This is a genomic window from Haloarcula nitratireducens (assembly GCF_019599505.1).
In genome coordinates, this window is record NZ_RKLT01000032.1 from 19,007 (window position 1) to 31,784 (window position 12,778).

The window sequence follows — 12,778 nt, forward strand, 5'->3', positions numbered from 1 at the left end:
GACGCCCCTACCATGAGGTGATGACAGAGAATCCGGACACAGCGGGTGAGACGAGCGGGGGCGGACAGCGACGGGAGCTGACCGCACGCCTCGTCGTCCCTGAGATGGACTGTCCGTCCTGCGCCCAGAAGGTCGACAAGAGCCTCCAGCGCGTCGACGGCGTCGTCGACGCCACGCTCCAGCCGACCACCGGCACGGCCAACGTCACGTACGACCCAGACCGCATCAGCGAGGCCGACGTGGTCGACGCGATCGAAGCCGCCGGCTACGAGGTCGTCGGAGGGTCGGATTCCGACGACGATGAGCAAGAGGAGGCGGGCGACGGCGTCGACATCGCGCCACCATCGGAGGTCTGGACGAGCCCCCGCGCGAAGAAGACGTGGTTCGGCGCGGCACTCGTCACGCTCGGCCTCCTCTTCGAGTTTCTCCTGACGGCACAGAACGTCGCGGTGGCGAGCGTCCTCGCCTACCCGCTCCACGTCGCCGACGTCCTGTTCCTCGGCGCCGTCGCCGCCAGCGGCATCCCGGTCGTCCGGAGTGGATACTACTCCGCGAAGAACCGAAGCCTCGACATCGACCTGCTGATGGGGACGGCGATCATCGCCGCGACCGGTATCGGCTACTTCGTGGAGGCCGCGACGCTGGCCGTCCTGTTTAGCATCGCCGAGTTACTCGAGGACTACGCGATGGACAGGGCGCGGGACTCCCTGCGCGAGCTGATGGAACTGTCGCCCGACAAGGCCACCGTCGTGCGCGACGGCGAGGAAGTCACGGTGCCCGCCGACGAGGTAGAGGTGGGCGAGACCGTGGTCGTTCGCCCCGGCGACAAGATCCCGCTCGACGGCACGGTCGTTGAGGGCGAGAGCGCAGTCGACCAGTCGCCGATCACCGGCGAGAGCGTCCCCGTCGACAAGACCGCTGGCGACGAGGTGTACGCAGGCGCCATCAACGAGGAGGGCTACCTCGAAGTCGAAGTCACGTCGACAGCGGGCGACTCAACGCTCTCGCGCATCATCGAGATGGTGCAGGGCGCACAGGCGAAGAAGACCGACAAAGAGCAGTTCGTTGATCGCTTCTCCGGCTACTACACCCCGGTCGTGGTCGTGCTGGCAATCCTGACCGCCGCCATCCCGCCGCTGCTCATCGCCGACCCGGTGTCGGTGGACGTGGCCGGGTACGGAGTCAGCTTCGCCGGCGACTGGCAGACGTGGTTCATCCGCGGGCTCACCCTGCTAGTGATCGCCTGCCCGTGCGCGTTCGTCATCTCGACGCCGGTATCCGTGGTGTCGGGCATCACCAGCGCCGCGAAGAACGGCGTCCTGATCAAGGGCGGCAACTACCTCGAGGCGATGGGCGAAGTCGACGCCGTCGCGCTCGACAAGACGGGAACGCTCACGAAGGGCGAACTTGCCGTCACCGACGTCGTACCCGCCGGTGGAACCACGGAGGACGATCTGCTCCGTCGCGCCGCCGGACTGGAGCGGCGCAGTGAGCATCCCATCGCTGCGGCGATCCTCGCCCGCGCCGACGAAGCAGGCGTGGGCGATCTGCCCGACCCGAATGGCTTCGAGAGCCTCACCGGGAAGGGCATCCGTGGGGAGATCGACGGCGAGACGTACTACGCGGGCAAGCCCGCGCTCTTCGAGGAGTTGGGCTTCGATCTCTCTCGGACACGCCGCGAGACGGACGGCGGCGGCGTGGCGGAGGCGACCGAGTCCGACGACGGGGCGTTCGCCGAGGACGCGCTGTCCGCGCTAGAGCGGGAGGGCAAGACGGTCGTCATCATCGGGACGGAGTCGGAACTGCTAGGTGCGATCGCCATCGCCGACGAGGTACGTCCGGCCTCGAAGCGGGCCGTCGAGCGCCTGCACGAGCTGGGCGTCGAACGTGTGGTGATGCTGACCGGTGATAACGAAGGCACCGCCCGCGCTATCGCCGAGCAGGTCGGCGTCGACGAGTACCGCGCCGAACTCCTCCCCGAGGAGAAGGTCGACGCCGTCGAGGAGTTGCAGACGGAGTGCGGGGAGGTCGCGATGGTCGGCGACGGCATCAACGACGCGCCTGCGCTCGCCACCGCGGAGGTCGGCATCGCGATGGGAGCCGCCGGCACCGACACCGCGCTCGAAACCGCCGACATCGCGCTGATGGGCGACGATGTCGGGAAGCTGCCGTACCTCTACGAGCTGTCGCACACGGCCAACGGCGTCATCCGGCAGAACATCTGGGCGAGCCTCGGCGTGAAGGCGCTGCTTGCCGTCGGCGTGCCGCTGGGGCTGGTGAGCGTCGCGCTTGCGGTCGTGGTCGGCGATATGGGGATGAGTCTCGGCGTCACCGGGAACGCGATGCGGTTGTCACGGATTGAGCCCGACCGGTTTTCCGACACCTGACGTCCTCCTTCACCCTCCAAGTCTGCTGTACTCTCGAAGCTGTCGCCGATGAGGGAGCGGTCGGGCCCTCGGACGAGTACTCCAAGCTGTGGGACACCGAGATCGAGTACAAGATGATCAAGCCGCTGCTGCCGTCGATTCGGTCGACGGGCTACCGGATGCAATTCTGCACGTTCGAGTGCAGCCTGCTGTTGTACAATCTGTGGCGGATAGTGGATCACTCACTGAAGACGTTGGTGTCGGAGGTGTACGACAAGTACGGCCGGGGGCCGCACGAGGAACGGTTGAATCCGTTGTTGACGCTGGTCAACCTTCCCATGACCGCGGTGGCGTTGATGCTGTTGCCGGACGGGGTTGACCCACCGTTCTGACGGACGTCCATAGGCGAGATAAGTCACGTCGATCGACAACATGACTGGCGTCTCGAACTCCAGACAGGGCTTGGCCCGCGTCAAGATACGGACCACGCCCTGGTTGACCATCTCCGCGATTTCCTCAGGAGGGGTTCTTGATTGCCTCTATAAGTGTTTTGTCGTCCGGTCTGTCCTATGAGCTGTAACGTCTGACATACCATTAAGTGCATTTATCTTGTTAAACAGATTTAGAGGGTTTAGCAAACTATGGCAAAGAAACCGTATCGGTTGGCCGTATCAAACCAGAAAGGTGGGGTTGGCAAATCCACCATTGCGCTGAACGTCGCCGGGGCGATGAGTGAACGAGACGCTGAAACGCTTCTCGTGGATTTAGACCCACAGGGATACCTCACTAGTGGAGTCGGCCTCGACGACGAATACACCGCACCATCGCCGAACCTGAACGATGCGCTGAAATCGCCGAGCGAACACAAGGTCGACGACCTGGTTATCTCTCACGACGAATTTGATGTGTTACCTGCGAACATCGACATGTTCTCGCTGGAGCAAGAGCTTGTGAGCGGAATGCGAGGACGTGAACGGCTATCGATGTTATTGGAGGACTTGGATGGCTACGATTTCATGGTTGTAGACTGCCCGCCGTCGCTCGGACTGTTGACTGACAACGCGCTACTGGCCTGTCAGAATGTGCTCATACCGGCTGAAGCAGAGGATACGAGCATTCGGGCCGTCGAACTGCTGTTCAAGCAAATCGATTCGCTCGAAGATAACTTCGGGACGGCCATCCAGGAAGAGGCGCTCGTGGTCAGCAACGTCGATTATCCGCTCGACGGCGAGCAAAAAGAGATGCTGGAATGGTTCGACGAGACGTTTTCCGAGAATATTCCTGTCTTCGAGATACGGAACCGGGCCGCTATCAAGCGCGCGTTCAACGCGGGTGTATCGATCTTCGGCCACGACGAGGAGTGCGACCAGACTGATGAGCTGCTTCGCATCGCTGACTACTTCGAGCAGGAACGTGGTCAGCGATGAAAGACCGTGACGAAGCGAAAGACGAGATGTCTGAACGGTTAGGACAGCGCTTTGAATCCGATAAAGCCGATAAACCAGATAATCGGACTAAAGAAGTTAAACAAGATAAACAAGCTAATCGAGATAAGGATGTTAAGCAGAATGAACAGGCTAAACAAACTAATCAAGATAATTCAGCTAAGAACTATAAACAAGCTTGGGACAGTAAACTCATTCATCTTCCCGACGAATTGATGCAGCCAGTCGACAAGGAGTTCGACCGGATGCAGTACGAGTGCGACTGGCAAGTCAAGAAGGAACGGCACTACTACCCTGTGGTTATCTCTGAGGGCATCAGTGCCGTTGAGAACATGTCGGGAGACGAGTTCACTAAGACAGTCGAAAATCTCAGTTTGCGGTAGCACAGGTGCTCTCTTCGGGATTTACATCGGAGACAGTGATGTGCCTACACTTCAAGAGGTATCGAGTCCCTAAATCTCTTAACGAGATTATTAGGAAAGCAAGTGTTCAGAACGCCGATAGCATGCGCTACGCTGGTTCGTTACGGAAGCGAGTGATTGGAACGTCAGCAACGTCGTCGTAGTCGTCGTCGGCACCGACAAGGAGCATCCCCTCCACATGCGCTGCGGTTCCGAGTGCAAAGGCATCACCGAGTGCTGGCGAGTAGCGGAATTTGAAGTCGGCCGCCGCGGGCCACGTCTGTTCGGTGTCAACCCGACGGATACCGCTCTCCTCAAGGACATCGACGACAGCGTCAGCGCGTTCCTCACCGTCGATTGCACGCACAATGTAGTGAACCTCGGCGAGGTTAATCGCGGAAATATACCCATCGGCTGCACCTTCGACCGCGTCAATATACATCTCGACAGTGTCACTCCCGGGTTCGTTGCAAAAATAGGCGACAAGTGGTTCGGCGTCGAAGACGATCGTCTCAGAAATGGTAGCCTCATCTGTCATGCGTCGGCCTCGTCATCACTGGCATAGCGCTGCCGCAACTCCTCTTCACTGGCCTTGTCCTGTTTGCGTTCCTCTCGTAGCCGTTCGACTGCCGAGCGATCCTGTTCGTCGGTTTTCCCTTCCAGGACCCCACGTAGGTCTGTAACCGAGTGGATGGGACGGACAACAATTTCGCCCTCCTCGGTGCGAACGAACTTCACACGACCAGGTGTGTCGATGTCCAGCTCTTCTCGGAACTCCTTGGGAATAGTCGCTTGCCCGCGCGACGAGACAGAAACTACTTTTTCAGACTCTGTTTTACTCATACTTTCTCTAGTCATTACTTCGTTCCAGTCATACATAAGGATACTGCTGGAGAATATCTCGAATCGCCCTATACTGAATCTCCTTCCTTCTAACCGTTCTCTGAAGCCATTGATGCTAGTAAGCGGGAGAACCTCCGGAAATACGGGGTGTGGTACGGAACCTACGGAAACGGTGGTGTCATAGCTATGCGGTTAGCCTACGGAAACTAACCCCCCACCTACGGAACCTACGGAAATACTGGTCGCAGGTTTTTTGTGGTGTGCACAAGTGGGGCATACTAACGACAAGCCTCGTTATGACTTCAGCCTTCGATGATTTATCCGAGAGCGCGATTTTCGCTAAGCGCGACGCTCTCGCCGATGAATACATACCCTCAGAAATTGTTGGGCGTGACGAAAAGAAAGAAGAGTACATGAATGCCCTCCTGCCCGTCTACAAAGGAGAAAGTCCAGATAATATCTTCCTCTACGGGCAGAACGGCGTCGGGAAGACTGCTGTTACTCACTGGGTACTCAATCAACTTGAAGCATCAGAGAAGCTCCAAACAGAGCTTGCAGTCCTTCATATCAACTGTGAAGGGGTGAATACGTCGTACCAACTAACGATTGAGCTCGCAAATCAGTTGATTCCAAATTCTGAGGATTACCTTCCCTCAACAGGGCATCCGGAAAGTAAGGTCTATTCTGTTTTCTTTGATCAGCTAGATAAGATCGGGGGTACTGCTCTCATCGTCCTTGACGAAATTGACCACGTGGCAAATATCGATACATTCCTCTACAAAGCTACGCGTGCAGCGAGCTATGGCGATCTCACTGAGACGAAACTCGGCCTCATTGGGATTAGCACCGATACTGCCTTTGGCGAGAATTTATCATCAGATGTCCGCTCATCTCTTCGTGAGCGCGTCATCGAATTTCCGCCATATGATGCCGGTCAGCTCGAAGAGGTCCTCCGCCAGCGTGTTGAGATCGCCTTTTACGATGATATCGTCACCAACGCCGCGATCACCTATGCGGCTGCCCTTGGGTCAAAGAACAGTGGTGATGCACGGATGGTTCTCGATTTAATTCGGATCGCTGGTGACTATGCTCGCGAGCGAGGAAAGGATTACGTCACGGATGATCTCGTCGAAGAAGCAATGGATGAATACGAAATTGAACGGTCAATGTCTGTCTTAGCTGATCTCCCGGAAAACATCAAGATCGTCGTGTATGCCCTCGCAGTTCTCGAAGAGCGTGAGGACGACGAGGTTACATCATCCATTCTCTATGATCTCTATAGTGATTTTGCACAGATTGTCGGTCATGATCCCGTTTCAGAACGTCGAGCACGGGACTACTACGGGCGGCTTGATGAGTTAAATATTATAGAATCTCAGGTGAAACACGACTCCTCGGGAGGGCAGTACAAGACTCATTCGCTGAACCATCCAACTAATGAGGTACTCGCAGCACTTGATGAGACTATCAATACAATTGGCGTTGACAAGAGCGTTCAACACTTGGTCAGGTAGTGGATTGAGCTGAGTGGTGACATCCTCCGTGCCGTGAACGGCGCGGCTTCCCTGCATGGGAATACCGGCTAACCACCGGTAGTGGGTTCCGACCCAACCTCTCCGAGCGTCATCTGCCGTGGGTGGCTCTGCTCGGTGGGGGTCGCGGCGCTGTCACAGGCGCTCCCATCCCGTGAGATGTCATCGCCCGCCGATTTCACCGGCAGGCTCTCACCCCACGGGTCGTGACGGTCAGCGATGTTGACCGCCGCGTTGATGTCTGCGTGGTACTCCGACACCCAACATTCGTCATTCTGGCACCGGAACTCGTCGCCGTCCCGATACCCGATGTGGTCGCACTCGTGACACGTCTGGCTCGTGTACCCCGGCCGGACGTATTCAATTGGGAGGCCAGCCTCTCGCGCTTTCTCCTCGATGCGCTCTTGCAAGCGAGCAAACGCCCAGGCGTGGAGGCGTCGGTTCATCCACGCGCCGTAATCGAGGTCGTTGCGGATATCCGAGAGATCTTCCAGTACGATGACTGGCTTCTCAAACTGGCAGGCGTACTCAACGGCACGTCGAGACGCTTTCTCGATGATATCAGTGAGTGCGTTCTGATAGTGGTCGAATCGCTCGTCAATCCGCCATTGGGCGGCGCCGCGCTCTTGAAGTCGCTTGAGCGTCGTGAACATCTCTTTGCGAAGATGGCGAGCGCGGCCACCGTTGATGAGTAGTGGATCAGTTGGAGCGCCCTGCTCGCAGGCACAGCCCGCGAGCAAGTGGGCTTCGCCAATATCGAAGCCGACTGGTGTTACGTCCTCGTTGGTCGGGTCGTCGTCGGGCTCTTCGACCGGGAACTCAACAGTGACGTGGAGTGTCCACAACGTATGATGGCGTTGCAGGCGGAGTTGTCCCGCCGACGCCTTACCGTCCATAAGGTCGTGCCACAACTCCTCTTGGGCGGGATTGATACGAAGTGGGATCCAGAAGTTGGTGCCGCGACCGGGCTGTGGCACCCACCACGTAAACTCGTAGTCGCGTTCCGGCGAGTGGTCGAACTCGGCGGCTTGGTTGGTAAGTCGAACCGGGTGGTTGTCGTCCAACTCCTGTGCATCGTAGGTGCCGTGCAGTTGCGGGACGTAGTTGCACAGGGCCGCCTTCGCCTGATACGGCAGGTCGTAGGGCGTCACCACGTCGCTAGTGGCGGTCATCGTCTCGCACCCCGCCTCGAACGCCTCGTGGAGTCCTGCCCGGTAGGTGTCGAGCAGGTCACACAGTTTGCGCTCTTTGTGGGCTGTCGGCGGGGCGAGCGTAGCCTCCAGCGTTTTCGTGGCTGTCGCGGTCATGCTACTGGTTTTCCACGTAGTCCATCAACACGTCGAGACTCACTTGGCCGGTCGTGGCGAGGAAATATCCCGGTTGCCAGAACGCATCTTCGAGCGTCTGTTTCACTTCGGGATATTCCTGCCGAATCCGGCGCGAGGTGACACCCTTGAGCGAGTTAATGAACTTCGTGAGGTCGGTGGTGGGTTTGGTCGTGAACAGGATGTGAACGTGGTCGGTGCCGCCGTCTACGTTCTTGATGTCGGCCTCGAAGTCCTCTGCAATCTCGTGAGCGACTTCGGCTACGCGCTCCAGCCGTTCATCCGTGAGGATGTCGGCACGGTACTTCGTGACGGTCACAAAGTGATATCGGAGCGCGTAGACCGTGTGTGACCCGGATTGCAGGTAAGACTCCATTTGGCCTCACCAGATATAGCACACCCAACTTTAACAATTCTTGTGCCGTGGGGTATTCGGTCGGGCAGACCCCCGTGGACTAACACACCGGGCTTACGCGATTCACGCCCGCCGTGAACGGTGGGATTCTCTCGCTGAATCCAGATAGGGAAGCGATCATCTCAGATATTGAACGCGCCAGGGTGAGATATAGATACCACCGTTTCCGGAGGTTCCGCACAGGGACCACTGTTTCCGCGGGTGATCGTCAGAAAACATGAAAAACGCAAGACGGCATAGAGATTTGGCTAGGTGAGACACACACCCTCCATTGTTTCCGCAGGTTCGGGTCAAGAGTGTCCGACGAATCCTATACCTCTAGATTACTAGAGAAGGCTTTATAGTATAGCAAGAAAAACCAGATCCGTACTGCAAACAAGAAGAAACACTAGCAGTGGAATATCTAGGTCGAGAAACGACACGGACAATCCTTCCATCTCTACCTGCGGAAACGATGGGGAGTGTGTGTAGCTTCCCCCTTAACTCGACCACCGTCTTGTGGTTTTTCGACTAATTTCTCACCCCCTCCGGAAACAGTGCCCTGCCTTTGGAACCTCCGGAAACGATGGTGTGGCTTCTGGAACCTACGGAAACATTGGGGTGGTCTACGGAACCTCCGGAAACACCGGTGTGTTGCTTCACTGTTCCTTTTCGTGACGAGCAGCTATAGCTCCAAGATGAAGCACTATGGGGGTCTGCCACAATCGCTCAGTGGATGTTAGCTCTCGTCTCTTGATGAGATTTTGTGCCCTCTCAGTGGGTGGAGAGGATTCTCGATGACTGACTCACCACTCAGTGCGTTCAGTAGCGATAGTACCGACCTCACACCTAACGCCGAGAGTGTCGCTCGCTGTGCAACCATCACGCCCGTACCCGATCGCGAGGGCATGTCGTGGAGTGATCCCGATAACGACTGGGGCCTCACGACTCGTCGGCCGTACTCGAGTATCCACACATCGGGTGGTCGAGCCCACCAACAACAGACTCGCTGGATTATTGATGGCGATGTTGGAGCTTACGTTGGGCAGTACGGCATCGACGAGGTGCGCTCGATTCCGAGCACCTACGGCGAGTTCAGCAGTGTCGAAACAGACGTGACATTCGTCGATGGACTCGGTGCTCAGTATGGCTACGGGTTCGACGGCAGCGCAGTCGAGAAAGCACTACGCGTGCTCACCGGCGGTGGCCGGTACTCCGCCTCGAAGTATTCGCTCATTCCCTGTGGTTGCCAGCCGTGGGTCTTGACTGGCCCTGAAGGCACGCTGCTGTGTAGTTGTGCGCCAGTCGACCGGCCTACTGAAGGGCGGCTCACGACCGAGGTCGAGACCGACACCAGCACGATAGCGGTTGAAGAACAGAACCAGACTGTCCTCGACGGCGTCCATCAGTTCACCTGGCTCATCGAGGACTCGCTGGGCGGCCGGATCACTGAGGTCGAGTACCAGCGCTCCCGTGGTGAGACACAGCACGTCTTCGTCGACGACGAGGCCGACGAGCAGTGGGCGATCAGCGCCGGGGACCTCGCACAGTTGGCGTCATTGACGACCGACCCATCGAGTATCCAGGGCAGCGTTGGACGAGGTATCCAGCCGCCCCGTGGGGGTGAGACAATCGTCGCCGAGTGGGATGGACCCGAGCATCCGGTCGGATATCTACAGGACGGGGACGTCATCGCTGGCTACGAGTTCTGCTGGGAGACACCCGCCGGCGCTCTCGAAGACGTCGCGACGGTGCGGACCTATCGCCTCACACAATCGTATGGGACGTGGACCGTTGAGTATCGCACCGACCGCATCGCGACGGTCGTGCCCTGATCGAGAGCGTCGGTTCGCATCATTCTGCGCGTGTCGATTTTGTGCTTCCCCGATGGGTGAGGGAAGTCACAATGAGTACCGATCAGCAGCAGCCAGCCGACGAACAGGAGCCAGCAACCGAGACGCCCGACACGCCGGACGGAGGTACAGATAACGATGCGACTGCGCCCTTTACTGGGCCAACCCCGACGCAGTTCGACCTTGTGGCAGACGTTGCAGTCCTCAAACCTATCTTCGAGGTGGCCGCCAGCCTCGTCGAGCAATGTCGGATAGCTGTCTCGGCGGATGGGCTTGCAATGCGGGCCGTCGATGCCGAATGTATTTCGATGCTCGAGCTGCGAGTGGATGCAGCGTCATTCGACCGCTTCGACGTCACGGAGGGCGTCCTCGGCGTGAACGTTCAGCACGTCGTGGATGCGTTGTCAGTCGGTGATGCAGACGACGTTGGGCGACTCACGCTGAACGCCAGTGCGAGCGAACTCGAGGTGGACGTCGACGGAATCACCCGGACGACCGAACTTATCCCGACCGAGTCCATCAGAACGCCGCCGAATCTGCCCGAGATCGAGTCCCCGGCGACGTGTCACATCTCGCGGCCGGACCTCTCGTTTGCGCTGTCCGCCGCCGGTGTTCTCTCGGAACGGGTCGAGATCGACGTCGATGCCGACGACGGGGAACTTCGATTCTGCGCCAACGGCGACATCGATAGTATGGTGTACCGTCGTGAACCACAGGAACTGGTCGCGTTCGAGCCTGCCGACGCACTGGCGCGGTTCGAAACGAGTCGCCTCCGCACTATCGACCGTGCCCTGCCGGGGGAGGCTCCTCGGAAACTTGAGGTGGGCCAGCACAATCCCGTGCGAATTAGCGCACCATTCCCCGACGCCGAAGGCGTCTGTCAGTTCATGGTCGCACCGAAGCTGCCAACCTAATTGCGCTTTCGGGCGAAAAGCTCCGGACAAAGTGGTGTGTTGCTAACCAACACTCCGGTGCATAACTCGTTGGCTGTTGGTTAGTCAGTTTTCTGTCCCCCTTTCGAAGTGAGGGGGCAACCTCTCGTGACAGTATGGACGAGACGATTCCAAATTACGAACGGTTCGAGCGCCGCCAGCTAGCTACCGACCGCGACACCGGAACGGATTCACTTCGTATCGACGAGTCGCTTGCACACGATCTTGTTGAGGACCTCCGTGCTGCGGGAGTGGTCGACGTCATCCCAGCGGAGCAACTGCTCGCCCACTCGCTGTCAGGAGAAGTCTTCGAGTCGAATCAAGCGCTCGCGTACTTCCACGTGGGCTGGGCGGCCGCGAAGTCCCGAAACGACGAGTAGCTCCCAGCCGGCGATTTTCTGACCCCCCGGAGGAGGTGCGGGGGCGTACCCGAGAGTGCGTCCCGACAGAATCCAATGGCGACAATCCAAACCGACCTTCCCGACGCAGAGACGTCTCACCAGCAAACTACGCACTCCTTCGACGACTCGGACACGCGAGCCGACGACATGCGTGACCAGCTCGATGCGTGGGTCGAGGACCTCGCCGAACTAACTGACGAGGCCCAGGCCAGCGAGCAGTTCCAGCAGTGGCTTGAGGTCCAGAGCAAGTTCCACGACTACTCGGCCCGGAACACGCTGCTCATCCAGTTGCAGTGTCCTAACGCGACTAAGGTCGCCGGGTACAACACGTGGCAAACGGAGTTCGACCGCCACGTCCAGCAAGGCGAGGACGCGATCTGGATCTGGGCACCCATCATCACGAACAAATGTCCCGAGTGCGGGAACTCGCCGTCCTATCACGTGAATACGGAGTGTGAGTACGACGAAACCGAGCCCGACGAGTGGTCCCGAGGGCTGGTTGGATTCCGGCCGACCTCGGTGTTCGATATCTCTCAGACTGAAGGCGAACCGCTGCCCGACCTCGAAACCGAAGCGTATGGTGATGCGGACGGCCTCGTCGAGGATTTGTTGTCTGCGACCGACGCCATCGGCGTGGATGCGACTATCGTTGCTCCCAACAAATGGGAGCACGGGTCAGCACGTGGGGTGTGCGAACGGCGGAGTCCGACGACGACGAACCCGGTCGTGAAGGTGATCGACCGAGAAAACCGGGCGGATCTTGCGAGCACGTTGATTCACGAGTTCGCCCACGCAAGCATGCACTTCGAGCGCGAGTCGGGTGAGGAGAAATCCCGACTGGAGGTCGAGGCTGAAGCAGTGGCCTACATCGTTAGTCGACACTTCGGCTTGGATCCGGACAACTCAGCGTTCTATCTGGCGGCGTGGGACGAAGACGCGCCGGCGACGGTTCGAGATCGGTTAGATCGGATTTCGAGTACGGCGGCCGAGCTTATCGACGCTATTGAGGATTAGGCTACGAGGGCTTTCTCGTTGGCCTCAGCAAATATTCCGCCGTGTACCAACGTACCACCAGTGTTGCGTGGTTTTCAGCGGAAACAGTGGTGTGTCTGGGAGGAAGGACACTAGCTCTCTATACGATTTGCGTGGAACTGCCGTCCTGTAGTAGCGGGTAGATGCTCTCAGAATTGTTCGGCTGTATCGATGCCAATGACGACACCCTCTTCGTCTGGCGCGAAATTATCGTTGCCGTGGATCGATTTCGCGAACAGGAGTTTGGCCTGCTC

13 protein-coding genes are annotated in these 12,778 nt (G+C 58.5%); 9 read left to right on the forward strand and 4 right to left on the reverse strand.

Features of this window, described 5'->3' with window-relative positions; genetic code table 11:
• Positions 1-20 precede the first annotated feature (20 nt).
• The 4 genes from EGH23_RS23945 to EGH23_RS23960 all read left to right on the forward strand — a co-directional run bounded on the left by EGH23_RS23945 (position 21) and on the right by EGH23_RS23960 (position 4,194).
• The gene (locus EGH23_RS23945) at positions 21-2,387 is read left to right on the forward strand and encodes a heavy metal translocating P-type ATPase (protein WP_220582502.1); all 2,367 of its coding nucleotides are present in this window, start codon (positions 21-23) and stop codon (positions 2,385-2,387) included.
• A 113-nt stretch (positions 2,388-2,500) separates the two neighbouring features.
• Positions 2,501-2,758: a hypothetical protein gene (locus tag EGH23_RS23950; protein WP_220582503.1), complete on the forward strand. Its 258-nt coding sequence runs from the start codon at positions 2,501-2,503 to the stop codon at positions 2,756-2,758.
• A 249-nt stretch (positions 2,759-3,007) separates the two neighbouring features.
• Complete coding sequence (locus tag EGH23_RS23955) at positions 3,008-3,793, forward strand: ParA family protein (protein WP_135306039.1); 786 nt, start codon at positions 3,008-3,010, stop codon at positions 3,791-3,793.
• Entirely contained in the window at positions 3,790-4,194 is a 405-nt protein-coding gene (locus tag EGH23_RS23960) for a DUF8160 family protein (protein WP_220582504.1), read from the forward strand. Before EGH23_RS23955 ends, EGH23_RS23960 begins: the two co-directional genes overlap by 4 nt.
• Before the next feature lie 127 nt (positions 4,195-4,321).
• On the opposite strand, the gene EGH23_RS23965 is transcribed toward EGH23_RS23960, so the two are convergent.
• Positions 4,322-4,750 carry a PIN domain-containing protein gene (locus EGH23_RS23965; protein WP_220582505.1) on the reverse strand — a complete coding sequence of 143 codons (429 nt, stop codon included), beginning with the start codon at positions 4,748-4,750 and terminating at the stop codon, positions 4,322-4,324.
• A complete protein-coding gene (locus EGH23_RS23970; protein WP_220582506.1) occupies positions 4,747-5,055 on the reverse strand; it encodes an AbrB/MazE/SpoVT family DNA-binding domain-containing protein in 309 nt (102 codons plus the stop codon). Before EGH23_RS23970 ends, EGH23_RS23965 begins: the two co-directional genes overlap by 4 nt.
• Before the next feature lie 296 nt (positions 5,056-5,351).
• On the opposite strand from EGH23_RS23970, the gene EGH23_RS23975 reads away from it, so the two are divergent.
• Positions 5,352-6,569 carry a Cdc6/Cdc18 family protein gene (locus tag EGH23_RS23975; RefSeq protein ID WP_220582507.1) on the forward strand — a complete coding sequence of 406 codons (1,218 nt, stop codon included), beginning with the start codon at positions 5,352-5,354 and terminating at the stop codon, positions 6,567-6,569.
• A gap of 68 nt (positions 6,570-6,637) precedes the next feature.
• Here EGH23_RS23975 and EGH23_RS23980 read toward each other — a convergent pair whose 3' ends face one another.
• Together EGH23_RS23980 and tnpA are read right to left on the reverse strand one after the other, a co-directional pair.
• Positions 6,638-7,894: an RNA-guided endonuclease TnpB family protein gene (locus EGH23_RS23980; RefSeq protein WP_220582508.1), complete on the reverse strand. Its 1,257-nt coding sequence runs from the start codon at positions 7,892-7,894 to the stop codon at positions 6,638-6,640.
• 1 nt (position 7,895) lies between these two features.
• Positions 7,896-8,288, reverse strand: a complete 393-nt coding sequence (tnpA, locus tag EGH23_RS23985) for an IS200/IS605 family transposase (protein WP_220582509.1) — start codon at positions 8,286-8,288, stop codon at positions 7,896-7,898.
• An 815-nt stretch (positions 8,289-9,103) separates the two neighbouring features.
• Between tnpA and EGH23_RS23990 the strand changes: the two genes are divergently transcribed.
• The 4 genes from EGH23_RS23990 to EGH23_RS24005 all read left to right on the forward strand — a co-directional run bounded on the left by EGH23_RS23990 (position 9,104) and on the right by EGH23_RS24005 (position 12,506).
• Complete coding sequence (locus EGH23_RS23990) at positions 9,104-10,141, forward strand: hypothetical protein (RefSeq protein ID WP_220582510.1); 1,038 nt, start codon at positions 9,104-9,106, stop codon at positions 10,139-10,141.
• Positions 10,142-10,212: 71 nt separating this feature from the next.
• Positions 10,213-11,073 carry a beta clamp domain-containing protein gene (locus EGH23_RS23995; protein ID WP_220582511.1) on the forward strand — a complete coding sequence of 287 codons (861 nt, stop codon included), beginning with the start codon at positions 10,213-10,215 and terminating at the stop codon, positions 11,071-11,073.
• Positions 11,074-11,165: 92 nt separating this feature from the next.
• A complete protein-coding gene (locus EGH23_RS24000; protein ID WP_483867132.1) occupies positions 11,166-11,471 on the forward strand; it encodes a DUF8069 family protein in 306 nt (101 codons plus the stop codon).
• A 75-nt stretch (positions 11,472-11,546) separates the two neighbouring features.
• A complete protein-coding gene (locus EGH23_RS24005; protein WP_220582513.1) occupies positions 11,547-12,506 on the forward strand; it encodes a zincin-like metallopeptidase domain-containing protein in 960 nt (319 codons plus the stop codon).
• Positions 12,507-12,778: the final 272 nt, after the last annotated feature.

Bases quoted from the DNA above. Each gene is read 5' to 3' on its own strand.
- EGH23_RS23945 (WP_220582502.1), top strand. From the start codon at position 21: ATGACAGAGAATCCGGACACAGCGGGTGAGACGAGCGGGGGCGGACAG.
- EGH23_RS23950 (WP_220582503.1), top strand. From the start codon at position 2,501: ATGATCAAGCCGCTGCTGCCGTCGATTCGGTCGACGGGCTACCGGATG.
- EGH23_RS23955 (WP_135306039.1), top strand. From the start codon at position 3,008: ATGGCAAAGAAACCGTATCGGTTGGCCGTATCAAACCAGAAAGGTGGG.
- EGH23_RS23960 (WP_220582504.1), top strand. From the start codon at position 3,790: ATGAAAGACCGTGACGAAGCGAAAGACGAGATGTCTGAACGGTTAGGA.
- EGH23_RS23965 (WP_220582505.1), bottom strand. From the start codon at position 4,750: ATGACAGATGAGGCTACCATTTCTGAGACGATCGTCTTCGACGCCGAA.
- EGH23_RS23970 (WP_220582506.1), bottom strand. From the start codon at position 5,055: ATGAGTAAAACAGAGTCTGAAAAAGTAGTTTCTGTCTCGTCGCGCGGG.
- EGH23_RS23975 (WP_220582507.1), top strand. From the start codon at position 5,352: ATGACTTCAGCCTTCGATGATTTATCCGAGAGCGCGATTTTCGCTAAG.
- EGH23_RS23980 (WP_220582508.1), bottom strand. From the start codon at position 7,894: ATGACCGCGACAGCCACGAAAACGCTGGAGGCTACGCTCGCCCCGCCG.
- tnpA (WP_220582509.1), bottom strand. From the start codon at position 8,288: ATGGAGTCTTACCTGCAATCCGGGTCACACACGGTCTACGCGCTCCGA.
- EGH23_RS23990 (WP_220582510.1), top strand. From the start codon at position 9,104: ATGACTGACTCACCACTCAGTGCGTTCAGTAGCGATAGTACCGACCTC.
- EGH23_RS23995 (WP_220582511.1), top strand. From the start codon at position 10,213: ATGAGTACCGATCAGCAGCAGCCAGCCGACGAACAGGAGCCAGCAACC.
- EGH23_RS24005 (WP_220582513.1), top strand. From the start codon at position 11,547: ATGGCGACAATCCAAACCGACCTTCCCGACGCAGAGACGTCTCACCAG.